The 24,875-nt window shown below is 59.7% G+C and carries 21 protein-coding genes and 1 tRNA gene; all 22 read right to left on the bottom strand.

Annotation, left to right across the window (positions count from 1 at the left end; genetic code table 11):
* Positions 1–20: 20 nt before the first annotated feature.
* A complete protein-coding gene (locus L5014_RS34340; RefSeq protein WP_238468347.1) occupies positions 21–1,349 on the bottom strand; it encodes an ABC transporter permease in 1,329 nt (442 codons plus the stop codon).
* Positions 1,346–2,032, bottom strand: coding sequence for a hypothetical protein (locus tag L5014_RS34335; protein WP_238468346.1), 687 nt, complete (start codon positions 2,030–2,032; stop codon positions 1,346–1,348). Before L5014_RS34335 ends, L5014_RS34340 begins: the two co-directional genes overlap by 4 nt.
* Entirely contained in the window at positions 2,016–2,723 is a 708-nt protein-coding gene (locus L5014_RS34330; protein ID WP_238468345.1) for an ABC transporter ATP-binding protein, read from the bottom strand. The genes L5014_RS34335 and L5014_RS34330 overlap by 17 nt, the downstream gene beginning before the upstream one ends.
* Before the next feature lie 64 nt (positions 2,724–2,787).
* Positions 2,788–3,855, bottom strand: coding sequence for a hypothetical protein (locus L5014_RS34325; protein WP_238468344.1), 1,068 nt, complete (start codon positions 3,853–3,855; stop codon positions 2,788–2,790).
* A complete protein-coding gene (locus L5014_RS34320) occupies positions 3,833–5,110 on the bottom strand; it encodes a beta-ketoacyl synthase N-terminal-like domain-containing protein (RefSeq protein WP_238468343.1) in 1,278 nt (425 codons plus the stop codon). The genes L5014_RS34325 and L5014_RS34320 overlap by 23 nt, the downstream gene beginning before the upstream one ends.
* Entirely contained in the window at positions 5,110–7,668 is a 2,559-nt protein-coding gene (locus tag L5014_RS34315; RefSeq protein ID WP_238468342.1) for a beta-ketoacyl-[acyl-carrier-protein] synthase family protein, read from the bottom strand. The genes L5014_RS34320 and L5014_RS34315 overlap by 1 nt, the downstream gene beginning before the upstream one ends.
* Positions 7,669–7,879: 211 nt before the next feature.
* Positions 7,880–9,079 (bottom strand): aminomethyltransferase family protein, encoded by a 1,200-nt coding sequence (locus L5014_RS34310; RefSeq protein ID WP_238468341.1) that lies wholly within the window; start codon positions 9,077–9,079, stop codon positions 7,880–7,882.
* 60 nt (positions 9,080–9,139) lie between these two features.
* Complete coding sequence (locus L5014_RS34305; protein WP_238468340.1) at positions 9,140–9,430, bottom strand: acyl carrier protein; 291 nt, start codon at positions 9,428–9,430, stop codon at positions 9,140–9,142.
* Positions 9,431–9,441: 11 nt separating this feature from the next.
* A complete protein-coding gene (locus tag L5014_RS34300) occupies positions 9,442–10,038 on the bottom strand; it encodes a 3-hydroxyacyl-ACP dehydratase FabZ family protein (RefSeq protein WP_238468339.1) in 597 nt (198 codons plus the stop codon).
* A 15-nt stretch (positions 10,039–10,053) separates the two neighbouring features.
* Entirely contained in the window at positions 10,054–10,809 is a 756-nt protein-coding gene (fabG, locus tag L5014_RS34295) for a 3-oxoacyl-ACP reductase FabG (protein ID WP_238468338.1), read from the bottom strand.
* Positions 10,810–10,830: 21 nt separating this feature from the next.
* Complete coding sequence (acpS, locus tag L5014_RS34290) at positions 10,831–11,208, bottom strand: holo-ACP synthase (protein WP_238468337.1); 378 nt, start codon at positions 11,206–11,208, stop codon at positions 10,831–10,833.
* A 538-nt stretch (positions 11,209–11,746) separates the two neighbouring features.
* Complete coding sequence (locus tag L5014_RS34285; protein ID WP_238468336.1) at positions 11,747–12,046, bottom strand: hypothetical protein; 300 nt, start codon at positions 12,044–12,046, stop codon at positions 11,747–11,749.
* Between the two features lie 240 nt (positions 12,047–12,286).
* Positions 12,287–16,537 (bottom strand): DNA-directed RNA polymerase subunit beta', encoded by a 4,251-nt coding sequence (gene rpoC / locus L5014_RS34280; protein ID WP_238468335.1) that lies wholly within the window; start codon positions 16,535–16,537, stop codon positions 12,287–12,289.
* Positions 16,538–16,558: 21 nt separating this feature from the next.
* On the bottom strand, positions 16,559–20,665 hold the full coding sequence (rpoB, locus tag L5014_RS34275; RefSeq protein WP_238468334.1) for a DNA-directed RNA polymerase subunit beta: 4,107 nt from the start codon (positions 20,663–20,665) through the stop codon (positions 16,559–16,561).
* Between the two features lie 376 nt (positions 20,666–21,041).
* Positions 21,042–21,416 (bottom strand): 50S ribosomal protein L7/L12, encoded by a 375-nt coding sequence (gene rplL / locus L5014_RS34270; RefSeq protein WP_205986969.1) that lies wholly within the window; start codon positions 21,414–21,416, stop codon positions 21,042–21,044.
* A gap of 66 nt (positions 21,417–21,482) precedes the next feature.
* Positions 21,483–21,980, bottom strand: a complete 498-nt coding sequence (gene rplJ / locus L5014_RS34265) for a 50S ribosomal protein L10 (protein ID WP_238468333.1) — start codon at positions 21,978–21,980, stop codon at positions 21,483–21,485.
* Between the two features lie 331 nt (positions 21,981–22,311).
* Positions 22,312–23,007, bottom strand: coding sequence for a 50S ribosomal protein L1 (gene rplA, locus L5014_RS34260; RefSeq protein ID WP_238468332.1), 696 nt, complete (start codon positions 23,005–23,007; stop codon positions 22,312–22,314).
* On the bottom strand, positions 23,008–23,439 hold the full coding sequence (rplK, locus tag L5014_RS34255; RefSeq protein WP_027821100.1) for a 50S ribosomal protein L11: 432 nt from the start codon (positions 23,437–23,439) through the stop codon (positions 23,008–23,010). It lies immediately after the preceding gene.
* A 191-nt stretch (positions 23,440–23,630) separates the two neighbouring features.
* Positions 23,631–24,188 carry a transcription termination/antitermination protein NusG gene (nusG, locus tag L5014_RS34250; protein WP_028208939.1) on the bottom strand — a complete coding sequence of 186 codons (558 nt, stop codon included), beginning with the start codon at positions 24,186–24,188 and terminating at the stop codon, positions 23,631–23,633.
* Between the two features lies 1 nt (position 24,189).
* Positions 24,190–24,570 carry a preprotein translocase subunit SecE gene (gene secE, locus L5014_RS34245; protein ID WP_238468331.1) on the bottom strand — a complete coding sequence of 127 codons (381 nt, stop codon included), beginning with the start codon at positions 24,568–24,570 and terminating at the stop codon, positions 24,190–24,192.
* A 38-nt stretch (positions 24,571–24,608) separates the two neighbouring features.
* Positions 24,609–24,684, bottom strand: a tRNA-Trp gene (locus tag L5014_RS34240).
* A 69-nt stretch (positions 24,685–24,753) separates the two neighbouring features.
* Positions 24,754–24,875, bottom strand: a 122-nt coding sequence (locus L5014_RS34235) for an EF-Tu C-terminal domain-related protein (protein ID WP_080305260.1), incomplete at its 5' end; no start/stop codon positions are given.

The following is a 24,875-nucleotide window of genomic DNA, read 5'->3' as shown; positions in this document are numbered from 1 at the left end:
GATAAATATTGATATGTACTTCAAACAAATCGAAATGCTTCGGCAATGACGAGATTCGCAGCACGCCGCGCCGGCATGATCGAGGCAACCACCGCGGTGACCAGCGGTAGCGCGCACGCGAACCAGAACAAGCGGTAATCGCCGGTCCACCTGACAAAAGCCAGATATCCCTGGGTGTAGCCCGGCGAAGGCGGCATGGGCACGCCGTTAATGTTGATCAGTTCCGCCAGGCCGATCCCCAGCACGACGCTGATCAGCGCACCGAGCAGGCCGATCACGATGCCCTCGAGCATGAAGAGCCGGCCCACGTGACGCTTCGTAAGGCCGAGCGCGCGCAGCGTCGCGATCTCCCGGGTGCGCTCGATGACGCTCATCATCAACGTGTTACCGATCATGAAGACGACGATCACGCTGACAAGCGCCTTGATGAAAAAGAAAATGCCCTCGAACAGATTGACGACCTGGTGGTAGTACACGGCAAGGTCGGACCACGAGCGCGCTTCTAGCGACAAATGGCGCGCCTTGATGATTTCGTCGATGCGCCGCATGGCTGCGTCGGTATAGTCCGTGTCGTCGAGCAGGATGATGACCCGGCTCACATTCGAGGTCTGCAACAGACGTTGCACGGTCTTGAGCGGCAGCTTGATGTTGGTGTCGTCGTACTCCTTGATGCCCGAGGAGAAAACGCCGCGAACCTGTACCGACATCGCGTTCTGCCCGCCCCCGGGCGTCACCACGAGCAGATCGGTGTAGTCGTCGTACTGCGCCTTCAGTGCCGCGGCAACGCCCGAGCCGATCGTCACGCCCTGCGGCTGGATACGCGAGAGATCGCTTCCTGACACCACGCGATCGAGCGCGCCGATTTCGAGCGAAGTCTCGGGCTCCACGCCCACACCTGTGAAAAAGGTCGACACCCCGCTTTCATAGCGAGAAATGATTCCCGAAAACTCGATGCGGCCAGTCACGGTTTTGATATGCGGCCCGATCACCGGGTCGGTGCGCAGGATGCGCGCGATCTCGTCGTAGTTGGAAATGCTGTGCGTCATGGTGCCGACCGCCGCCCCGCTCTCGAGATAGCCTTTCTCGTAGAGCTGGATGTGACCGACATTGGTGCGGATCGTCTGCTCGCGCAAAGCCCAGAAGGAATAGTCGACAAAGCCACCGAACAAAAAGACCGCGACGCCGCCGAGAACGATGGCGAGCAGCGTCATGCCCGAGCGCCTGCGCTGGCGAAAGAGATTCAGAAAAACATACTGAATGTCGGTGCGGCGCCAAAGGCAAGCGCCAAGCGCTACCGCGAGGGCATAGACCATCACGGCGTTCGACAGATAAAACAATACAGTGCTCATCGCTGCTCCTTCACGACGGGTTCCAGCACGCGGGCAATCTCGACCGGCGCGAGCGGCGGCGGAGGCGGGGCGGCAGCAGCCCGCTCGGGATTGCCGCCCGCCAGCGACCAGCTCTTGCGGCACGCGTCCTGAGCACGCTCCTGCATGAACCCGATCATCGGCATCAGGTCGCGCGGCACCGCCGCGTCCGCATCGAGGTACGCGATGTCCTTGAGCGCAACCACGCAGCGTCCATTCGAAGGCGGAGAGAAAGCGTCCACTCGCGTACGCAGATAGCGCAGCCTCCAGTCGTCCGGCGCACTCTCCGCCGCTTCGTCAACATAGAAAAATCCCTGCTTCGCGCGTTCAGCCGCCTGCAAGAAATTCTTTTTGTCGAGATACTGCAGTGCCAGGCGCAACTGGCCGTACCCGTAGTACATCTTCGCGTCGAGGTCCGCTGGATTGCGCGTGAGCGTCGTCCTGAGTGCCGACACTGCGCGATCGAGATCGGAACCCGACACGCGCTGCGCAATCGCAAGAATCGCCTGCGCGCGGGCGTCGCCTGCGCTCTGTTTGCTCAGGGCGGACAGCATCGCCGCGCTTTGCGCCGCATCGCTCGCCGGGGCATCCGCCATGGCCTGCACGCTCGCGAAAAGCGTCGCGACGATAGCACCGCGCAATAGCACCTTAATTTTGCTGCCCATCCCGCTTGAGCCTCCCATCCTCGATCTCAATGACGCGTCGCGCCCGGTCCTTCAATTGCAGCGAGTGCGTGGAGATCACGAACGTCGTCTGCAACTCTTTGTTCATGTCGAGCAGCAAATCGACGATCTCCTCGCCCGTATGCGTATCCAGATTGCCCGTCGGCTCATCGGCAACGACCAGCGCGGGACGCTTCACGAGCGCACGCGCAATGGCGGCACGTTGCTGCTGCCCACCGGAAAGCTCGCCCGGCCGGCGTTTGTAATGCGCGATCAGGCCAACACGCTCGAGCATCGACATCACTTCGTCACGCGCGTCGGCACGGCTGTGCCCGTTGAGCATCAACGGGTAGTACACGTTGTCGAATATGCTGAGCACCGGCAGCAGGTTGAAAAACTGGAACACGAAGCCAATGGTCTTTGCCCGCAGTGCAGCCGCCGCAACGTCACTCAGGCTTCCGAAATCGTGGTTCAGGAGCAGCGCGCGTCCTTCGGTAGGCGAGTCGATGCCCGCCATCAGATTGAGCAACGTGCTCTTGCCGCTGCCCGACGGCCCGCACAACGCGACGAATTCACCCGGCCGTATCGCGAGATCGATGCCCTTCAGCGCGTGCACTGCCCCGGCGCCGGTTCCGTAACGCTTTCCCGCACCCTGCATGTGAACGATCGGCAAAGGTTGCACGTTAATCGTCATGACCGAACCTCCCATGGTGCCTGCTGGTTGCGCATTGCTTCGCGCGCACGATAGTCAGCATTCCTCATTCAATGTCCCTCGTTTCATCCGAGCCGTTCCAGCATTCCATTGCCCAGACACCTCCTCGCCCGTCGTCCGCGCTAATCAATGCGTGACTGCGCGCTCGCCACTCCGGTGCGCTGGTCAAATGGGAAAGCGCGAGCATGGGATTCATGCATCCGCTGTCGCCGTAGACATCGCAAACCGAGAGATAACGCCTGCCCATAGCGGATGCCGCATAGGCCTCGCGCTCCAGCTCACGCATAGCGGCACTCGGATGCATGCCGGCCAGGACGTATGCGGTGCGCTCGTTGCAGCGCACCTTCCACTCGCTGGCGAGATGCTCGCGCGCAAGCTGCTGGTGCCCCGGCAACTGGCTATACGATGTGATGGCGATCGACATGCCCTGTGCTGGACGCCGGCGCAGCACGACACAGCCGGCGCGCTCGACGCTCGGACACGGCGTGCCCAGCTTCGCTCGCGCACCGCCGTGCAACGCCACACGCTCCGCCGCCGAAGACAGCACCATGAGAGGCAAGCTTCGAAACAGCCCTGCTACCACGACCGTATCCATCTCATTGGAATTCAGCAGATCGGATGCCAAACGAATCGCGTGCATGAAGCCATTGCGTTCCCCGCGCACCTTGCACGAGAAGTCACGGAATCCATAGTCGCGAAGAATCGGCTTCGGAAGCAGATCGAGACTGATGACGTCCCGCCAGCTGTTCGCTCCCTCGAACGTGGCCGTCTCTCCCCACGCATCGAAATAGACGAATGCGGACCGCTGTTTGCGAATCTGTGTTTCCAGCTTCCTGCCGACCTGGCCGAATGCATTTCGGCAAACCTTCGCAACAGCATTGAGCGCTTCGCGATACGCGGCCCGGCGCATCTGTTCGCTGTCCACCTCCGTGTCCGGCAAGCCGAACCGGCTGAAAAGCCATTCCTTCTGCGCCTGGCGCCGCTGCGCCTGTTTGAAAAAGCGCGCTTCGTTGGCGTTGAACCAGCTCGGCTCGAAGGGGACGAACGAATGCCCGCTTTCCACCATGCTTATCCCGAACACGCCGATCGCGCTAACAGGAACCACGCAGTTCATGCAACCCTCCGGACAGTGGCCCGTGCGTCAAGACACACGCGATAACGGAGCCGTCGAGACCGAGTGTGGTCTTCAAAATCGGGCCGCCAGCGAGCGGCAGCACGTCACGATTGGCATGAACATCGACCTGCAACGTGTCGTCGAAAGGCAGTTGCGTTTGAGCAGACACCACCTCCTGCTTCACGAGCGCGTCGGAAATCACAATTAGATCGAGCAGCCCGCTACAGACCGACATGTAGCCGGTCTGCGCCTTGTACGTCACGACAGGCACGCCGTTTTTGCCCCATATCTTCAGCATCGCCATGGCTTCGGACTTGTCGCTCGCCGGCGCGCCGTTGGCGTGCGGAACAACACATGCGATGTCCTCGGGCTTGAGCCCCGCTGCCTCGATTGCCCGCTCCATCGTGGTAGCAATCCCACGAAAATCCGCAGTCATCGCGCCGCCCGCTTCTCCACTGCTTTGATACGACACGCAACTGGCAATGTGTATCCGGGGCGACGTCGTAACGCCGAGCGGTTCGTCGCCGGCTTCGAGCAGGAGCGCGCACGCGCCATCCGCAGGCAACATGCCGCCGCTCTGCGCCGAGAACGGCTGCGAATTGCCGACGCTCAATACACCCTGCCCGCCCATGAACACGATGTCCTGCAGCGTGTATTGCATCCATCCGGCAACGAGTGCCCTGCGCGCAAAGCCCGAGCGTATCGCCTGCCACGCGAGATAAAGCGACGACATGGCGGAGCAACTGGCCGTATAGATCGGAACCGGCGGTGAAGCCAGCCGATACCTGGCCGCAAGCCGATGGGCAAGTTCGTCCTGAGCGTAACTGGAGATATTCAGTCCCTTGAGCTTCTCAGGGAAATACAGCCGATCCTCCTCGTCGTTCCGGTTCTCGTAACCCGCGAAATCGCCGTAATCGGGACGCATGCCGTGGCCGGCCAGATAGACCCGCAAATCTGGGTCGCAAAGGCTGGCTTCATCGAGATTCGAGTTTTGCAGCGCTTGAGCGATGACCCGCTCAAGCGCTTGCTGTACTCGCTCCATCACGGGCATCCGTGCCGCTTCGCCGACAAAGAATCTCGCGTGATGCGGGTTTCCGGGAAGGCGCAGGTCCGTGGCTTCGCAATCGCTCGCGAACCATGGCTGGGCAGCCACGCGCTCGCGGGCGGTCAGCCGCCGAACGAGTTCGGCGGGGCTGCCCGCATAAGCACATTCGAGTCCGGCGCCGCCCAGCACTACCGGGACGTTGACAGTCATCAGGCACCCGCCCGGAGCACGTACGCGTAATGATTGCCGCCCTCCGTAGCGCCCAGAACGAGCGCTGTGCGTACCTGCTTGCGCTGAAGGGAGGTAACGAACTGGATGTCGTTGGCAACGAACGTCTTCGTATGGGGAATCGGCGGAATTTCGCCGCGGCGCATGATCTCCAGAACGACGATCATGTTCAGCATCCCGCTGCACGACTCCACATTGCCGAAATGGCCGTTGTAGTTGACCACCGGCACCTGCGCCACGCGCTCGCCGAGGATCGCGCGAATCGCGCCCAGTTCAGCCGCGTTGTTCAACGCTGTCCCGTCGCTGTTGCCGCAAACCAGGTCGACCTCGTCGATGCCGATTCCTGCCTCGTCGAGCGCCTGCCGGATCGACGTCGCGATCGACTCGCTTCGCGGCTCGACCGCGTCGCGGTCGAAATAGCTTGCGTCGCATGCCCTGCCATAGCCGAGAATCTCCGCAAGCACCGGCACGCCGCGCGCCCTGGCGTAGTTGACATCCTCCAGGAAGAGCATGCCCGCGCCTTCGCCCAACAGGTAGCCCTTGCCGTTCTCGCCATAGACTTCGTACGCTTCGGGACGGTCCGCCAGTTGCAGGCCATCGTTGATCGCTTGCAGATAGGACCAGAACTGCGTGGGCCTTTCGTCGGCGCCGCCCACGATCACCTGCGGCTGCAGGCTCTGACGAATCAGCTCATAGCCATAACCCAACGCGCCGAAAGCCGCGTTGTTGCCGGTAGCCAGCGTCGTGTTGTAGCCCTTGATGCCTTCCGTAATCGAACAGAACGTGGCGATCGCATTCATCAGCGCGCCAGGGAACTCCGACGTACGGACTTTCGTAGGCTCGGGAATCATGCTGCGCATGTACGTCTCGACAGTCGTGCGCGGGCCTTTCGCCATGCCCAGCACCAGCCCCAGGTCGTGACCGTCGCGCCGGATCTTCCGGTTCGCACCCTTGAGCGCCTGAGTCAAGGCGAGCAGCGCAAAAGTGCAAATGGGATTGGCCTTGCGTTCGTCGAAGCGTCGCAGATATTTTCGCGGATCGAGATCGTCGACCGCGTGGACCCAGATTTCCCGCTCGCCGAGCGTTTCGACAACGTCCGGGCTGAAAATGCCCAGCAGGTGTCTTCTCACTTCGTTGCGCACGGACGGGTGATCCACGAGGCCCGCGAACGAATGGCTTTCCTCGACCTCGCCGGTGAGCTTGACCTTCCGGCCGGACGGTTTGCCGCTCCAGACGACATCGAGGATTTCCTCGATGTCATGCCCAGCCGACGCAACCGCGCCCATGCCCGTAATGCCAACCCGCTTCGGCTCATACGACGTTGTGGGCACGATACCCGAGCGAGTGCTGGAAATAATGCAGCAGTTGTTGCCGCCGAACGCATAGTTGTTCTTCATGAACACGCCGACGTCCGCGGCCTGAAACTCGTTGGGCACGTAGTTCAGGTCGCACGTGGGACGCGGCACGGTGAAATTCAACGTCGGCAGAATCTTCTTTTCCGGCAGCGTCAGGTAGCAGGCGATCAATTCGATGATGCCGGCCGACCCGATGTTGTGCCCCACGTAAGCCTTCGTCGAACTCACCGGAATATTCGCGATAGTGGGGAAGACCTTCTTCATCGCCAGCGTCTCGGAGCGGTCGTTGGCGTCCGTTCCGGTTCCGTGGGCGTTGATGTACTGGATGTCATGCGGCTCGAGGCCGGCGTTGTTCAGCGCCGAGCGCATCACCTGAACAGCGCCTTCCGCACGCGGGTCGGGAGCGGTCTCGTGGTACGCGTCCCCAGACGTTGCGTACGAAACGATTTCCGCATAAATGGTCGCACCACGCGCGACCGCATGCTCGTATTCCTCGAGCATCAGCGCGCCGGCGCCTTCGCCGATCGACATGCCAGGTTCGCCCGAGAACGGGCTCGCGGGGCTGCGCTTCATCGCATGCAGTGCGTAGAAGCCCGCGAAGGTCGGCAGGTAGAGCGGTTCCGTGCCGATTACGAGAACAGCCGGATTCTTGCCGTTCTGAATCTGGTCGAACCCCATGCCGATTGCGTTGGTACTAGCGGTACACGCCGTAGCCACCAACTCGAAGCCGCCCTTCAGGCCGAGCAGCGCCGAAACGATCGCGCTAGGCGAAGCGAAGCTGCCGGAAACGACCATTTTCCTGAGAGAAAAAATTTCGTAATTCTCTTCAAGGATGGGCATATAGGCTTCGGTGCCCGCGGACGAGATGCCGATGATCAAGCCCGTTTTCGCCCGCAGTTCCGCCGACGCGGCATCCGCGCGCTTCAGCGCTTCGTGGCCGACCTTGTAGGCCCAGAGTGCGGCCTTGTCGAGCAATTCCGCGCGCTCGGCCGGCAGATCTTCATAGATGACCTCGCGCAGCACTTCCGATGCGTTCGCACCATCGAACCAGGGCTGATAGTGTTCGCTCGGATGAATCCCGCAGACCTTATTGAAAAGCGCTTCCTTGAATTCGTCCACGTTATCGGCGATGGACGACATATGCCCCATCCCCGTGACTACGACCCGCTTACGCTGCGTTTGCATATATTTTTCCACCTTATCTCTACCCGGGACCAGTATTTCCGGGTGCCCCGATCTGGCATCAATTGATATGTAGTCCAATGCAAAGTCGCTTGACCGCCGCCACTCACCTTGGCTTCGTATCGATCCGCCCGCACTTTCCCGGCAGGCGGATCGATCGATCAGGCAGTCTTCACGACTGCCCGATGCTTGCGTGAACTACGCTGTTCGGGACTTAGTTTGACGCGGCCATTGCCTGCTTCTTTCGCTCGATTTGCTCGAGCAGATGCTTCGGCTTCGCAGGATCGACGTAGCTGTGCTCCGACGGGTTGACCATGAAGCTGAAGTTACGCAGGAACGGAATCGCGGTAGTTCTGAGCTGTGCATCGCCCTTCGCCGTCACCACGCGCAGCGGACCGATATCCGCATAAGCCAGCGCCTGATTCAACATCGCGCGGCCCACATGCCGACCGTCTTCGGTGACCGTGCCGCACACCATCACCTCGCCGATCTTCTGATCGCCGCAATAAATGGCGTCGCCTTGTGCCGCGGCTGCGGCGTGCTCGCCCTGGAGCTCGAACCCCACCGCACGGCGGGTCGCACCCTGTGCAAGACGTTGTTCGAGCGCGGCCTTGCCGACGAAATCGTCCTTCGTGTAACGCAGCGCCCACTGCATCTGCAGCTCGACGGGACAGCGCGAGAATGCGGCGAGCACCGCAGGATCCCAGCACGGATTCTCGATCCGCACCTGGCACTGATAGTCGAGGCCGCCAACGGCCATATCGAACTTTTTGCCGGCTTCCACGGCTTGTTGCCACACTTCGGCAAGGCGCTCGACCGGCAGGATGAGCTTGTACGAGAACTCGCCGTGCTTGCCCGCACGGAACAGAATTTCATCGTCGCCGACATACATGTATTCATGGAACGGCAGGCCAATCACGTCCATGCCGAACATCTCGGCCATCAGCTCCCATGCGTAGGGGCCTTCGAAATGCAGCACGCCACGTTCGTCATCGAGCGATTTCACCCCGTCGATTTCGCTGAATTCGTCCTTGCAGCGATCGACAGCGGCCTGCATCAGGTCGCGCAGCTGATTTCCCGTCAGCCATTCCGTAACGACGATAAAGCGCTCCTCGTCACAGAGGATGTAGACGTCGGTGACGATCTTGCCGTCTTCGTCCAGCATCACGGTGTACATGCCCTGCTCGTCGCGCAACGCGGAAACGTCGCCGCCAACGATCGTATTGAGCACTTCGTAGGCGTCTTCGCCGGCGATTTCGGCGATGCCCATATGGGAGTAATCGGTCAGCAGAATGTGCTTGCGGGCGGCAGCGATTTCGCGCGCGGTGTCGCCATAGCTCAGCGGGATTTCAACACCATTGCGCACGCCCATCTTTGCGCCGTGGCTGATATGCAGGTCTTTCAGGCTCGTCATAGCTTGCTCGTCTTCTCTTTGTGTCGAGTTTTGATCGGACTTTCTTCAGGCAGCGTCGGCTTACGCGTCTTTGGTGCGTTCCAGAATGAACGACGCAAGCGTATTGATGCTTCGCAGATAGGAAGGCTCATCACCCTCCGACACGCGGATGCCAAAGGATTCATCGAGAAGCACGAACACTTCGGTTGCGTCGACCGAGTCGAGACGCAGGCCGCTGCCGAACAGCGGCGTGTCGTCGTCGATCTGCTCGACGGTCTGCGGAAGATTGAGACGCTGAATCAGCCCCGCCTTGAGTTTTTCGAGCACGGCCTTGCGTCGCTCGACATCGTCCAGGATCGTTGAATTGGTCATTTTTTCGCTCTTTATCGTGAGATTCCGGCAGCAACATTGCTACCGAGCTTGTCCCGGTAGGTCCGGAAATTGATAATGGTTCCCTCTACAACGACGTGGCGCCCAACGCGCGCTTCCACGTTGAAGTGATTGAATCCTTGGGTATCGGTGAACGACAACCGGCACTCGGCATAAATCGTGTCGCCGGGATAAACAACCCTCTTGAACTTGACATTCTGGGCGGCAAGAAACCCGATCACCTGCGATTTCTGCTCTTTGATGATTCGCTTACCTTCTGGTGTGCTAATTATTTCAGCAACGTTCTCAAATCGCTTGGCGACACGGCCAGTCTCCTTCTCGTATGCCGAGCAGACGTCGTTGAAGAAGGCGCAGTACTCGCCGGCCTGGCCGAAAACCTCCGCAATCATCACGCCGGGCATGACGGGATTGTCGGTAAAGTGGCCGGCAATATACGACTCGTTGAAGGTGACGTGCTTGACGGCAGTAATGCTCGCCTTGGGGCCAACCACGATATCGGCAATACGGTCCACCATGAATATGGGGGATCGCCACACGCCGATCTCAAACAACTGCTGCGCGGGCATCAGACTACGATCTAGTTTGGACATGAAAATTTCCGCAAGTTAGCGCATTACAAGGCCGCCGTCGGCCACCAGCGTCTGCCCGACGATGTAGCTTGCGGCGTTGGAACTAAGAAACGCGACCACCTCGGCAATCTCTTCCGGACGCCCGAAGCGATTCAGTGGAATGGCATCGAAGATGGTCCGCACGATGTGACGCGGCACCTTCTTGACCATTCGGGACTCGATCATGCCTGGAGCAATGGCGTTGACCCGGATCCCTTTCGATGCGAGTTCTTTCGCAATCGAGCGCGTGAAGCCGGAAATGCCCGCTTTGGCGGCGCTGTAGTTGGACTGCCCGAAACTCGCCGTCACCCCCGCAACGGAAGTCACGTTCACGATGCTGGCTTGCGTCGCGTGCCTCATCAGCCTCAGCATCCCCTGGGTCATGTTGAACGTCCCATGAAGATTGACGCGCACCACCTCGTCGAACTCCTCGAACGTCATAGTGGAGACCAGGTTGTCCTTGTTAATACCCGCGTTATTGACGAGAACGTCCACGGCCTCGATGCGCTGTTCCAGTTCACTGCGCAAGCGTTCGACGTCATCGCGATTTGCAACGTCGCACTTCACGACGGTCAAGCGGTTTGCGCTTGCAGATTCGGACGCGAGTGCGTCGAGACTGGCTTTCGCACTGTTGTATAGCGCGATCACGTTACTACCAAGTGCGAGGTATTTTCGACAAATTGCCATACCGAGATCACCGCTGGCGCCGGTCACCACTACGGTCTTATCTTCGAGTTCTGGATAGTTGGCCATAATTTTTATGTTTCGTGGTTATTAATCTAGAACGACCGCCGCGACGGCATGCGTCCGACAATGCGAGATCGTTAAAATTGATGTCTTCAGATTTTCGAGCCGCATTATTTTTTCGAATTCTCCCGAAAATTCGAAATACGGCTTTCCATGCGGATCGTGAAGGATCTTGATATCGTGAAAGGTAATGCCGTTGCGAAAACCCGTTCCCAGCGCCTTGACCGCGGCTTCTTTGGCGGCCCAAATGCCGGCAATGCGCTCGGCACCCTGCTGCTGGCTGTGCCCAAGGTCGTGCCCATGCGCTTCTTCTGCGGAGATCAAACGCCCGATGAATGCATCCCCGCTGCGCTCAATCGCTTGCGCGATCCGCCCCGTTTCGACGATATCTATACCAATTCGCATATCTAACGATATACCCCGTACGCTTTATTTAATTTGAAGCTGTCGCTACTGCCAGCGTTGTTGGTCTTTTTTTGTCACAATCGCAAGCACTTTTCGGCTTGTCATCTGGCATGAACTACAGCGTTGCGCAACTTTAGTCGCTGGATGAACGTTAGAGAATAAAGATTTGTAAATTTTCGGCGATTCGACTCACGATTTGATTTTCCTCAACCGAAAAATCCCCTTAAAGAACCACCCTTGACTTAGGAGTTCAATTTAGACACACCACGCGGAAGGCAGAAGTCGACACAGCCAGGGTCCACGACCAAGGCCATGGAGAGGAAAGATCGAGGAATTCACCGAGAGACCGGTGAGAAAGAGGGAGATTAAACGAAGCTGAAGTAAATGGATTTAGATACATCTAAAACAAGTCATGTCAGAAGCATCAATACTTGGTGTAGTAAGAATTCTTTTTATTAGGATTCCAATATATTTTGGGTGCACCAACTTCCGAAAATTCTCGATGCCACGAGCGTGGCATCGAGTACAAGTTCTGAACTCAGATGGCGCGCCCGTCGGCTGCGGGTGTTTTTTGCCTGCGTGCCACCCGAATGCTGCCAATAATCGCGACGAGCCCGACGGGCACAAAAACCAGCGAGCCAATGCTAATCAGCAGCGCACCGGTACGCACCTTCCCTGCGACCTGCATGATGAAGCCAATGATGATGAAGGCCCAGACGACCAGGAAGATTGCAAAGAACATCGCGGCGGGCTGAATGCCGACGTGGTGCAGCAGATACGAGAAGACGCCGACCGAAGCCACCAGATTCAAAATCAGACCAACGCCAACAACCCACATGATTCACGCCTCCGGAATGGGGTAAAGATTACACGACAAAGCCCGTCCGACAGACGCGCGGGCCGCGCGAGGCGCCACATTAGCACGGGTGCCCTTCCCATGCAGGGGAGACGCCAGTACGGGGCGGCGCCATGACAAAATGTCGCGCCTCGATTCTTGCAGGCAAAAAAAATCCGCCCGGTTGACCCGGGCGGATTTCATTCGACATTCAGCCGATGGCGAAACATGTTCGCCAGAAGCTTACTCGTCCGTCGTGTGCGGCTGCTGCGGTTGCTCTGCAGCCGGGGTTTCCGGCGTGCCGAACTCGAACGCTTCTTCCGCTGCGATCTGGTCGAAACGCTCGCGATCCGACGATTCCTTCGCACGGCGCGCCTTGTGGAACGCGAGACCCGTACCAGCCGGAATCAGACGGCCGACGATCACGTTTTCCTTCAGGCCACGCAGATCGTCGCGCTTGCCCATGATCGCCGCTTCGGTCAGCACGCGGGTCGTTTCCTGGAACGACGCCGCCGAGATGAACGAGTCGGTCGAGAGCGATGCCTTCGTGATACCGAGCAGCACGTTCTCGTACGTTGCCGGACGCTTGTCTTCCGCGATCATCTTGTCGTTCTCGTCGAGCATGTCCGAACGCTCGACTTGTTCGCCAGGGATGAAACGCGTATCGCCGTTGTCGGTGATCTGCACACGGCGCAGCATCTGACGCACGATCACTTCGATGTGCTTGTCGTTGATCTTCACGCCCTGCAGACGGTACACGTCCTGCACTTCGTCCACGATGTAGCGCGACAGTGCCTCGATACCCTGCAGACGCAGGATGTCGTGCGGATCGGCCGGGCCGTCCACGATCATTTCGCCCTTGTTGACGACCTGGGCATCGTGGACCAGCACCTGCTTTTCCTTCGCGATCAGGAACTCGTGCTGATTGCCCTCGAGGTCCGTGATAACGAGACGCTGCTTGCCCTTCGTGTCCTTACCGAACGACGTCGTACCCGTGACTTCCGCCAGGATACCTGCGTCCTTCGGCGAACGTGCTTCGAACAGTTCCGCCACACGCGGCAGACCGCCGGTAATGTCACGCGTTTTCTGCGCTTCGGTCGGGATACGTGCGAGCACTTCACCGACTTGCACCTGCTGACCGTCCTTCACCGTGATCAGTGCGCCGACCTGGAAGCCGATCTGCACCGAATGCTCGGTGTTCGGGATCTTGACTTCGTCGCCGTTCGCGTCGAGCAGCTTGACCTGCGGACGCACGCTCTTCGAAGCCTGCGAGCCACGGCGCTTCGCATCGATCACGACGAGGGTCGACAGACCCGTGATGTCGTCGATCTGCTTGGCCACGGTCACGCCTTCCTCGACGTTTTCGAACTTCACCGTACCACCGTACTCGGTGATGATCGGACGCGTGAGCGGATCCCACGTCGCGAGCTGCGTACCGGCCTTGATCTGCGCGCCATCGAGCTGCAGCAGCGTCGCGCCGTACGGCACCTTGTGACGCTCGCGCTCGCGGCCGTGATCGTCGGCGATGATGGCTTCGCCCGAACGCGAAATGACGATCTGCTCGCCCTTCGCGCTCGTGACGTAACGCATCGTCGCCGTGAAGCGCACGGTACCGTTCGACTTGGCTTCCACCGACGAAGCGACTGCCGCACGCGATGCCGCACCACCGATGTGGAACGTACGCATCGTGAGCTGCGTGCCCGGTTCGCCGATCGACTGTGCTGCGATCACGCCAACGGCTTCGCCGACGTTCACGCGCGAGCCGCGGCCGAGGTCGCGGCCATAGCACGAGGCGCACAGGCCATAACGCGTTTCGCAGGTGAGCGGCGTGCGCACGCGCACTTCGTCGATGCCGAGGCTCTCGATCGTTTCGACCGCGTCTTCGTCGAGCAGGTCGCCCGAAGCGTAGATCGTTTCCTGCGTTTCCGGATTGACGACGTCCGCCACTGCAACACGGCCGAGAATACGGTCGCGCAGCGCTTCGACGACTTCACCGCCTTCCACGAGGGCCTTCATCGCCACGCCGTTCGAGGTGCCGCAATCGTCCTCGACGACCACGAGATCCTGCGTGACGTCCACGAGACGACGCGTCAGGTAACCCGAGTTCGCGGTCTTCAGTGCCGTATCAGCCAGACCCTTACGTGCACCGTGGGTCGAGATGAAGTACTGCAACACGTTCAGACCTTCGCGGAAGTTCGCGGTAATCGGCGTTTCGATAATCGAGCCGTCCGGCTTCGCCATCAGGCCGCGCATACCCGCCAGCTGGCGAATCTGGGTGGCGGAACCCCGCGCGCCCGAGTCGGCCATCATGTAGATCGAGTTAAACGATTCCTGACGCGTTTCCTTGCCGTCACGATCGGTAACCGGTTCCGTCGCGAGCTGCTCCATCATCGCCTTGCCGACCGCTTCCGACGTGTTCGACCAGATGTCGACCACGTTGTTGTAGCGTTCCTGCGCGGTGACGAGACCCGACATGTACTGACGGTCGTATTCCTTCACCTTCTTCGCGGCTTCGCCGACGATGGTTTCCTTCTGCGGCGGCACGAGCATGTCGTCCACGCAGATCGAAATACCGGCGCGCGTTGCGAGGCGGAAACCCGACTGCATCAGCTGGTCGGCGAAGATCACCGTTTCGCGCAGACCGCACTTGCGGAATGCCGTGTTGATCAGGCGCGAGATTTCCTTCTTCTTCAGCGGCTTGTTCAGCACCGTGAACGGCAGGCCCGGCGGCAGGATTTCCGACAGGATCGAGCGGCCAACCGTGGTCGCGTACAGCGAGATCTTCGGCACGAATGCCGGTGCGCCTTCCGACTTGTCCTCGTTGTGGACCATTTCGGTAATACGCACGTTCACGCGCGAGGCCAGCTCGACTTCCTTGTTCTCGTACGCGCGGATCACTTCCGACACGCCCGTGAACGTCATGCCTTCGCCCTTGCCGTTGATCGCTTCACGCGTGGCGTAGTACAGGCCCAGCACGATATCCTGCGACGGCACGATCGACGGATCGCCGTTGGCCGGGAACAGGACGTTGTTCGACGCGAGCATGAGCGTGCGCGCTTCCATCTGCGCTTCGAGCGACAGCGGAACGTGAACAGCCATCTGGTCACCGTCGAAGTCGGCGTTGAACGCCGCGCAAACGAGCGGGTGCAGCTGGATTGCCTTACCTTCGATCAGCACCGGCTCGAAAGCCTGAATGCCGAGACGGTGCAGCGTAGGCGCACGGTTGAGCATGACCGGATGCTCGCGGATCACCTCTTCGAGGATGTCCCACACCACCGCCGTCTGGTTCTCGACTTCCTTCTTCGCAGCCTTGATGGTCGTGGCAACGCCCATCGTTTCCAGCTTGTTGAAGATGAACGGCTTGAACAGCTCGAGCGCCATCAGCTTCGGCAGACCGCACTGGTGCAGCTTGAGCGTCGGACCCACCACGATGACCGAACGGCCCGAGTAGTCCACGCGCTTGCCCAGCAGGTTCTGACGGAAGCGACCGCCCTTACCCTTGATCATGTCGGCGAGCGACTTCAGCGGACGCTTGTTCGCGCCCGTCATCGCCTTGCCGCGACGACCGTTGTCGAGCAGCGAGTCAACCGCTTCCTGGAGCATCCGCTTTTCGTTGCGGACGATGATCTCCGGCGCCTTGAGCTCGAGCAGACGCTTCAGACGGTTGTTACGGTTGATGACGCGGCGATACAGGTCGTTCAGGTCCGAGGTCGCGAAGCGGCCACCGTCCAGCGGCACCAGCGGACGCAGTTCGGGCGGCAGCACCGGCAGCACTTCGAGCACCATCCATTCAGGCTTGATGCCCGAACGCTGGAAGGCCTCGAGCACCTTCAGGCGCTTCGCGTACTTCTTGATCTTCGCTTCCGAGCCGGTGTTCTTCAGCTCCGTGCGCAGCGTCTCGACCTGCTCGTCGATGTTGATCGCGCGCAGCAGTTCGCGCACGCCTTCCGCGCCCATCTCGGCGCGGAATTCGTCACCGTATTCCTCGACCTTGTTGTAGTAATCCTCTTCGGTCATGATCTGCCGCGCCTTCAGCGGCGTCATGCCCGGTTCGATCACCACGTATGCTTCGAAGTACAGCACGCGCTCGATGTCGCGCAGCGTCATGTCGAGCACCATGCCCAGACGCGACGGCAGCGACTTCAGGAACCAGATGTGAGCGACCGGCGAGGCCAGTTCGATGTGGCCCATGCGCTCGCGACGCACCTTCGCCAGCGTGACTTCCACGCCGCACTTCTCGCAGATCACGCCACGGTGCTTCAGGCGCTTGTACTTGCCGCACAGGCACTCGTAGTCCTTGATCGGCCCGAAGATCTTCGCGCAGAACAGACCATCGCGTTCCGGCTTGAACGTACGGTAGTTGATGGTCTCCGGCTTCTTCACTTCGCCGAACGACCACGAGCGGATCTTGTCCGGCGAGGCCAGACCGATCTTGATCGCGTCAAAAACTTCTTCTTGTTGGACTTGCTTGAATAGATCGAGCAGAGCTTTCATTGCCTTCTCTCCGTAGTCCGATTAGTTGCGGTCGAGGTCGATGTCGATACCGAGCGAGCGGATTTCCTTCACCAGCACATTGAAGGATTCCGGCATGCCTGCATCGATCACGTGGTCGCCCTTGACGAGGTTCTCGTACACCTTCGTCCGGCCCGTCACGTCGTCCGACTTCACCGTCAACATTTCCTGCAGCACGTACGAAGCGCCATACGCTTCGAGCGCCCACACTTCCATTTCACCGAAGCGCTGGCCACCGAACTGCGCCTTACCACCCAGCGGCTGCTGCGTGACGAGCGAGTACGGACCCGTCGAACGCGCGTGCATCTTGTCGTCGACAAGGTGGTGCAGCTTCAGGTAGTGCATGTAGCCCACGGTCACCGTACGCTCGAACATTTCGCCCGTGCGGCCGTCGTACAGACGCACCTGGTTCTTCGACGGCGTCATGCCGAGGTTCTGCGCGATGTCGTCCGGGAACGCCAGATCGAGCATCTTGCCCATTTCCTCTTCGGTCGCACCGTCGAACACCGGCGTTGCGAACGGCACGCCTTCGCGCAGGTTCTTCGCCAGTTCGAGGATCTCGTCGTCGCTGAAGCTGTCGAGGTCTTCCTTGTGGCCCGATTCGTTGTAGATCTTCGTGAGGAACTCACGCATCTCTGCAATCTTCGTCTGACGCGCAAGCATCTCGCCAATACGCCAGCCCAGACCCTTCGCGGCCCAACCGAGGTGCACTTCGAGAACCTGACCCACGTTCATCCGTGACGGCACGCCGAGCGGGTTCAGCACGACGTCAGCCGGACGGCCATCGGCCATGTACGGCATGTCTTCGATCGGGACGATCTTCGACACCACACCCTTGTTACCGTGACGGCCTGCCATCTTGTCGCCAGGCTGCAGACGGCGCTTCACCGCGAGGTACACCTTGACCATCTTCAGCACGCCCGGCGGCAGTTCGTCGCCTTGCGTGAGCTTCTTGCGCTTCTCTTCGAACGCCAGATCGAACTGGTGACGCTTTTCTTCGATCGAGTTCTTGATGGCTTCGAGCTGCGCCGCTGCTTCTTCGTCCGCGAGGCGGATGTCGAACCAGTGGTAGTGGTCGAGGTCTTCCAGGTAAGCCTGGTCGATCTTCGTGCCCTTCGCGAGCTTCTTCGGACCGCCGTTCGCGACCTTGCCGTCGAGCATGCGAGCCAGACGCTGGAACGCGTCGCCTTCCACGATACGCAGCTGGTCGTTCAGGTCGAGGCGATAACGCTTCAGTTCATCGTCGATGATCTGTTGCGCACGCTTGTCACGCGTGATGCCTTCGCGCGTGAACACCTGCACGTCGATGACCGTGCCGTTCATGCCCGAGGGCACGCGCAGCGACGTATCCTTCACGTCCGAAGCCTTCTCGCCGAAAATCGCGCGCAGCAGCTTTTCTTCCGGCGTGAGCTGGGTTTCGCCCTTCGGCGTGACCTTGCCCACGAGCACATCGCCCGCTTCGACTTCCGCGCCGATGTACACGATGCCCGACTCGTCGAGACGGCCAAGCTGCACTTCCGCGAGGTTCGAAATGTCGCGCGTGATTTCTTCCGGTCCAAGCTTCGTGTCGCGTGCAACGACATTCAGTTCTTCGATGTGGATCGACGTGTAACGGTCGTCCGCAACCACCTTCTCCGAGATCAGGATCGAGTCTTCGAAGTTGTAGCCGTTCCACGGCATGAACGCGATCAGCATGTTCTGGCCGAGCGCGAGCTCGCCCAGATCGGTCGATGCGCCGTCAGCCAGCACGTCGCCACGCGCAACCTTGTCGCCCATCTTCACGATCGGACGCTGGTTGATGTTCGTGTTCTGGTTCGAACGCGTGTACTTGATGAGGTTGTAGATGTCCACGCCGACTTCACCGGCGACAGCTTCATCGTCGTTCACGCGAATCACGATACGGCCCGCGTCGACATAGTCGACCACGCCGCCACGCAGCGCCTGAACCGTCGTGCCCGAGTCGACCGCAACGGTGCGCTCGATGCCCGTACCGACGACCGGCTTTTCCGGACGCAGACACGGCACGGCCTGACGCTGCATGTTCGAGCCCATCAGTGCACGGTTCGCGTCATCGTGCTCGAGGAACGGAATCAGCGAAGCAGCAACCGAGACGATCTGCGACGGCGCCACGTCCATGTACTGGATGCGGTCCGGCGTGACCATCAGCGTTTCGCCCGCTTCACGCGACGAGACGAGTTCGTCGGTCAGCGTGCCGTCGTCGGCCACTGCCGCGTTCGCCTGAGCGATCACGTAACGGCCTTCTTCGATCGCCGAGAGGTAGTCGATCTGGTCGGTCACCTTGCCGTCCGCGACCTTGCGATACGGCGTTTCGAGGAAGCCGTATTCGTTCAGGTGCGCGTACAGAGCGAGCGAGTTGATCAGACCAATGTTCGGACCTTCCGGCGTCTCGATCGGGCACACGCGTCCATAGTGGGTCGGGTGCACGTCGCGGACTTCGAAGCCTGCGCGCTCACGCGTCAGACCGCCCGGGCCCAGTGCGGAAACACGGCGCTTGTGCGTGATTTCCGAGAGCGGGTTGGTCTGGTCCATGAACTGCGAGAGCTGCGACGAACCGAAGAACTCGCGAATCGCCGACGAAATCGGCTTCGAGTTGATCAGGTCGTGCGGCATCAGGTTTTCGCTTTCGGCCTGGCCGAGGCGTTCCTTCACTGCACGCTCGACGCGCACGAGACCCGCACGGAATTGATTTTCCGCGAGTTCGCCCACGCAACGCACACGACGGTTGCCGAGGTGGTCGATGTCGTCCACTTCGCCCTTGCCGTTACGCAGCTCGACGAGGATCTTGATGGTCGCGAGGATGTCGTCGTCCTGCAGCGTCATCGGGCCGACGATTTCGTCACGGCCCACGCGGCGGTTGAACTTCATACGACCCACCTTCGAGAGATCGTACGCTTCTTCGCTGTAGAACAGGCGGTTGAACAGCGCCTCGACCGCTTCTTCGGTCGGCGGTTCGCCCGGACGCATCATGCGGTAGATCGCGATGCGCGCGGCCATCTTGTCGACGGTTTCGTCGATACGCAGCGTCGACGAGATGTACGGACCCTGGTCCAGATCGTTCGTATAGAGCGTCTGGATGTCCTTGATCTTCGCCTCACGCAGCTTGTCGAGCACCGTTTCGGTGATTTCGTCGTTCGCGTTCGCGATCACTTCGCCCGTATCGCCATCGACGACGTTCTTCGCGAGAACGCGGCCGAGCAGATAATCTTCGGGGACCGAAATAAACGTGGTCTTCGCGGTTTCGAGATCGCGAATGTGCTTCGCGTTGATCCGCTTGTCCTTCTGGACGATGACCTTGCCGTCGCGATCGGTAATGTCGAAACGCGCGACTTCACCACGCAGACGCTCCGGCACGAACTCCATCTGCGCGCCTTCCGGCATCAGCGAGAAGTTGTCGAACACGAAGAAGTTCGCGAGGATCTGTTCCGGCGTGAGGCCGATGGCCTTCAGCAGGATCGTGACCGGCATCTTGCGGCGGCGGTCGACGCGGAAGTACAGCACGTCCTTCGGGTCGAACTCGAAATCGAGCCACGAACCGCGGTAAGGAATGATACGTGCCGAGAAGAGCAGTTTGCCCGAGCTGTGCGTCTTACCCTTGTCGTGTTCGAAGAACACGCCAGGCGAGCGGTGCAGCTGCGAGACGATGACACGCTCGGTGCCATTGATGACGAACGAACCCGTCGGCGTCATGAGCGGAATTTCGCCCATGTACACTTCCTGCTCCTTCACTTCCTTCACGACCGGCTTGCTCGGCGATTCTTTGTCGAGCAGGACGAGACGCACCTTGGCACGCAGCGCCGAGCAGTACGTGAGACCCCGTTGCTGGCATTCCTTGATGTTGAATGCCGGCGACGAAAGCATGTAGCTCACGAACTCTAGACGAGCAAAGCCGTTATGGGAAACAATGGGAAAAACAGACGTGAACGCAGCCTGCAGACCTTCCGGTTTGCGTTGTGCGGTCGCCGTTTCTGCTTGCAGAAACGTGCTGAATGATTCAAGCTGGGTAGCCAGCAGGAAAGGAACTTGGTGAACGATGGGGCGTTTCGCGAAACTCTTGCGAATACGCTTCTTCTCGGTGAAGGAATATTGCATACGATCTCCGAATCACGGCGGGTAGGACGACCCGAGTGTTCACCGACTGAGACCCGATGGCTACGCGAGCCCTGGAAGCTTGGTGGTTGGCCTCTACCAACCGCTGGCTGACGGCAGCGGATACCGGCTTGTCATAACTTGCCCGCTGCCCGACCAAACTTGCCTTCTGCAGTCGCTTCAGAAGACAAAGAGAAGCGTCGTGCGCACAGATCATGCCCTTAGGGCCTTCACCCGGCGAAAGACGTTTTTCTTTGGCTTCTGGGTCCCGCATCCCGCCTCCGATCTTCAAAAAATCGAACACAAAAACGCAGAACCCACAAAGCACAAAAAGGCCGGCGGTGTAAAAACCGCCAGCCTTCGCACAGCGCGCTGAAACTTACTTGATTTCAGCCTTCGCGCCGGCTTCTTCCAGCTTCTTCTTCGCTTCTTCAGCAGCAGCCTTGGGCACCGCTTCCTTCACGGGCTTCGGTGCACCGTCGACCAGGTCCTTCGCTTCCTTCAGGCCGAGACCCGTCAGTTCACGAACGGCCTTAATGACCGAAACCTTGTTCGCGCCAGCTTCGAGCAGGTTGACCGTGAATTCGGTCTGCTCTTCAGCGGCAGCAGCAGCGCCGCCGCCTGCCGGGCCAGCGACTGCCACAGCAGCTGCCGACACGCCAAACTTCTCTTCGAATGCCTTGACCAGTTCGTTCAGTTCGAGAACCGACATCGCGCCAACGGCTTCGAGGATGTCTTCTTTTGCGATTGCCATTTGAAATTACTCCAGATTTGAATTCGGAAACAGCTAGCGATCTTTCTCGCTTGCTCGTGTTCGCTATTACGCAGCTTCGGCTTGCTTCTTTTCCGCCAGCGCGCCAAGAGCACGCGCCATGCCGGAAACCGGGGCTTGCATAACGAACAGCAGCTTCGAGAGCAGTTCTTCGCGGCTCGGGATGCTGGCCAGCGCTTGCACGCCTGCCTTGTCCATCACGTTGCCTTCATAGGAACCAGCCTTGATGACCAACTTGTCATTGCCTTTCGCGAAGTCGTTGACGACCTTCGCTGCAGCAATTGCATCTTCCGAGATGCCGTAGATCAGGGGGCCAGTCATCTGCTCTGCCAGCGGAGCAAACGGGGTACCTTCGACAGCGCGACGCGCCAGCGTGTTCTTCAACACGCGCAGGTACACCTGCTGCTCACGCGCTTTCGCGCGCAGCTTGGTCAGATCGCCAACCGCGATTCCACGATACTCGGCCAGCACCATGGTCTGAGCCTTCGCGACTTGCGCGGAGACTTCAGCCACGACGGCCTGCTTACCTTCTTTGTTCAGTGGCACGGTTAACCTCCAGATTCGACACACTTGGCATTTGCCTCATGTGCCGCGTTCAACAACGGCGACCGACCAGTCCGGAGTAAATCAGTTTGCTTCGTCAGGCGTTGCCGCCCGCTTACGCTCACATCAGCACTTCAAAACTTTTTCGGGTTCGCCATCTGCGTTGGCTTTGCATTAAGGAAGCACCCAACTACTGCACTCCCGCCAACGGTCTTTGACAACCGGTTGTGCGATGCGAAATTGCCACCGCCCAACCGCCCAAAGCCCTTTAAATCCGCACTGCGATCCGACCAAACCTCGTTCCAGACCTCAGCGCGGCAAAACTTTTTGCAGCTTACGCCGCGAGCGACGTTTGGTCGACGCGAACGCCAACACCCATCGTGCTCGACACAGCGATCTTGCGCAGGTACACGCCCTTGCTCGTCGCCGGCTTGGACTTGTTCAGCGCTTCAAGCAGCGCGTCCAGGTTGCTGCGCAGTGCCGTTGCTTCGAACGAAGCACGGCCGATGGTCGCGTGGATGATACCGGCCTTGTCGACACGGAATTGCACCTGACCAGCCTTCGCGTTCTTGACCGCGGTCGCCACGTCGGGCGTCACGGTGCCGACCTTCGGGTTCGGCATCAGGCCGCGCGGGCCGAGGATCTGACCGAGCGTACCGACGACGCGCATCGTGTCCGGCGAAGCGATCACGATGTCGAAGTTCAGGTTGCCGCCCTTGATCTGCTCAGCGAGGTCTTCCATGCCGACGATCTCTGCGCCAGCAGCCTTCGCTTGCTCGGCCTTCTCGCCTTGCGCGAACACTGCGACGCGGACCGACTTGCCGGTGCCTGCGGGCAGCACGACCGAGCCGCGAACGACCTGGTCCGACTTCTTGGCATCGATGCCGAGCTGGACTGCGACGTCGATCGACTCGTCGAACTTCGCCGTGGCGCATTCCTTCACGAGCGACAGTGCGTCGACGATTGGGTACAGCTTCTGGCGGTCGATCTTGGCAGCCAGTGCCTTTTGACGCTTGGAAACCTTAGCCATTTACACGCCCTCCACGACGATGCCCATCGAACGGGCGCTACCAGCGATCGTGCGGACCGCTGCGTCCATATCCGCTGCCGTGAGGTCCGGCATCTTGGTCTTGGCGATTTCCTCAGCCTGGGCACGCGTGATCGTGGCGACCTTGTCGGTGTGCGGCTTGGCCGAACCCTTGTCGACCTTCGCTGCCTTCTTGATCAGGACCGTAGCCGGCGGCGTCTTCAGGACGAACGTGAAGCTCTTGTCCGCGAATGCCGTGATGACAACCGGAATCGGCAGACCCGGTTCCATCGCTTGAGTCTGCGCGTTGAACGCCTTGCAGAACTCCATGATGTTCAGACCGCGCTGACCCAGTGCCGGACCGACCGGCGGCGACGGGTTGGCTTTACCTGCAGGAATCTGCAGCTTGATAAAGCCGATGATTTTCTTTGCCATGTTGAAAACCTCTTTGGAACGCGTGAGCGTTCTGGTGAGTGGTAGCGCGCGCTCGCCGCAATCTTCGCTGTGCCAACTGCTATATCGACATTCGCAGCCGACTGGACTACTGGCGCTCCTCTACGGCCATAACGCGGACCGTAAGCGCGGAAAAACGGACCGCATCAAAGATGCGATCCGTCGTATTCGATTTACAGCTTTTCGACCTGGCCGAACTCTAGTTCGACCGGTGTGGCGCGACCAAAAATGGTGACTGAGACCCGAACGCGCGATTTTTCGTAGTTGACTTCTTCGACGCTGCCGTTGAAGTCCGTGAACGGACCTTCCTTCACGCGGACCATCTCGCCGACTTCGAACAGGGTCTTGGGGCGCGGCTTCTCAACGCCTTCCTGCATCTGCGACATGATCTTTTCGACTTCGCGCGGGGAAATCGGGCTCGGGCGATTACGCGCCCCGCCAACGAAACCCGTCACCTTTGCAGTATTCTTCACGAGGTGCCACGTTTCGTCCGTCATTTCCATCTCAACCAGGACGTAGCCTGGGAAGAAACGACGTTCGGTCACTGACTTGTGACCACCCTTCACCTCGACCACTTCTTCAGTCGGAACAAGGATCTGGCCAAATTTGTCCTGCATGCCAGCACGTTCAATGCGCTCCTGAAGCGCACGTTGCACGCTCTTCTCCATACCAGAGTAGGCGTGCACCACGTACCAACGTTTTCCGCTCGGGGATGCCGGTGTATCGCTCATATCATTTCCAACCCAGAATCGCCGAGAAAATCACCCATTCAATGGATTTATCGCTAACCCAGAGAAAGATGGCCATTACCAGCACAAAACCGAAGACCACCAGCGTCGTTTGCGTGGCCTCTTTACGAGTCGGCCAGACGACCTTGCGAACTTCCTTGTACGAGTCTTTGGCAAACGCGATGAAGCTCTTGCCGGGCGCCGAAAGAAGACCGACTACCACCCCCGCGATCACGCCCACTGCGAGCGCTGCACCGCGGACATACCACTCCTGGCTACCGAGCCAGTAGAACCCTACGAACCCGGCCACAACCAACAATACGCCCGCCGCAAGCATCAGCTTGTCGCTGGAAGTATTAACAGTTTCGACGGAAGGATTCGCCATAACACCTTAAAGAACAACGCGCCAGAGGCGCGAGAAGTTGGCAGGGGCAGAGGGAATCGAACCCCCAACCTTCGGTTTTGGAGACCGACGCTCTGCCAGTTGAGCTATACCCCTAAACCATTTTGGGGTTGGCGGCATCGCCAACCCCGAAACCACTTAGTCGATCAACGAGACTGGCAATACTTACTCGATGATCTTGGCGACGACACCGGCGCCGACGGTACGGCCACCTTCGCGGATTGCGAAGCGCAGACCTTCTTCCATCGCGATCGGAGCGATCAGCTTCACCGTGATCGACACGTTGT

It is taken from the genome of Paraburkholderia tagetis (genome assembly GCF_022213065.1).
GTDB classification, from domain to species: Bacteria; Pseudomonadota; Gammaproteobacteria; order Burkholderiales; family Burkholderiaceae; genus Paraburkholderia; species Paraburkholderia tagetis.
This window is presented reverse-complemented; position numbering and strand designations above follow the sequence as displayed.

Coding starts and splice junctions, on each gene's coding strand:
- L5014_RS34340 (WP_238468347.1), bottom strand. CDS start 1,349: ATGAGCACTGTATTGTTTTATCTGTCGAACGCCGTGATGGTCTATGCC.
- L5014_RS34335 (WP_238468346.1), bottom strand. CDS start 2,032: ATGGGCAGCAAAATTAAGGTGCTATTGCGCGGTGCTATCGTCGCGACG.
- L5014_RS34330 (WP_238468345.1), bottom strand. CDS start 2,723: ATGACGATTAACGTGCAACCTTTGCCGATCGTTCACATGCAGGGTGCG.
- L5014_RS34325 (WP_238468344.1), bottom strand. CDS start 3,855: ATGAACTGCGTGGTTCCTGTTAGCGCGATCGGCGTGTTCGGGATAAGC.
- L5014_RS34320 (WP_238468343.1), bottom strand. CDS start 5,110: ATGACTGTCAACGTCCCGGTAGTGCTGGGCGGCGCCGGACTCGAATGT.
- L5014_RS34315 (WP_238468342.1), bottom strand. CDS start 7,668: ATGCAAACGCAGCGTAAGCGGGTCGTAGTCACGGGGATGGGGCATATG.
- L5014_RS34310 (WP_238468341.1), bottom strand. CDS start 9,079: ATGACGAGCCTGAAAGACCTGCATATCAGCCACGGCGCAAAGATGGGC.
- L5014_RS34305 (WP_238468340.1), bottom strand. CDS start 9,430: ATGACCAATTCAACGATCCTGGACGATGTCGAGCGACGCAAGGCCGTG.
- L5014_RS34300 (WP_238468339.1), bottom strand. CDS start 10,038: ATGTCCAAACTAGATCGTAGTCTGATGCCCGCGCAGCAGTTGTTTGAG.
- fabG (WP_238468338.1), bottom strand. CDS start 10,809: ATGGCCAACTATCCAGAACTCGAAGATAAGACCGTAGTGGTGACCGGC.
- acpS (WP_238468337.1), bottom strand. CDS start 11,208: ATGCGAATTGGTATAGATATCGTCGAAACGGGGCGGATCGCGCAAGCG.
- L5014_RS34285 (WP_238468336.1), bottom strand. CDS start 12,046: ATGTGGGTTGTTGGCGTTGGTCTGATTTTGAATCTGGTGGCTTCGGTC.
- rpoC (WP_238468335.1), bottom strand. CDS start 16,537: ATGAAAGCTCTGCTCGATCTATTCAAGCAAGTCCAACAAGAAGAAGTT.
- rpoB (WP_238468334.1), bottom strand. CDS start 20,665: ATGCAATATTCCTTCACCGAGAAGAAGCGTATTCGCAAGAGTTTCGCG.
- rplL (WP_205986969.1), bottom strand. CDS start 21,416: ATGGCAATCGCAAAAGAAGACATCCTCGAAGCCGTTGGCGCGATGTCG.
- rplA (WP_238468332.1), bottom strand. CDS start 23,007: ATGGCTAAGGTTTCCAAGCGTCAAAAGGCACTGGCTGCCAAGATCGAC.
- rplK (WP_027821100.1), bottom strand. CDS start 23,439: ATGGCAAAGAAAATCATCGGCTTTATCAAGCTGCAGATTCCTGCAGGT.
- nusG (WP_028208939.1), bottom strand. CDS start 24,188: ATGAGCGATACACCGGCATCCCCGAGCGGAAAACGTTGGTACGTGGTG.
- secE (WP_238468331.1), bottom strand. CDS start 24,570: ATGGCGAATCCTTCCGTCGAAACTGTTAATACTTCCAGCGACAAGCTG.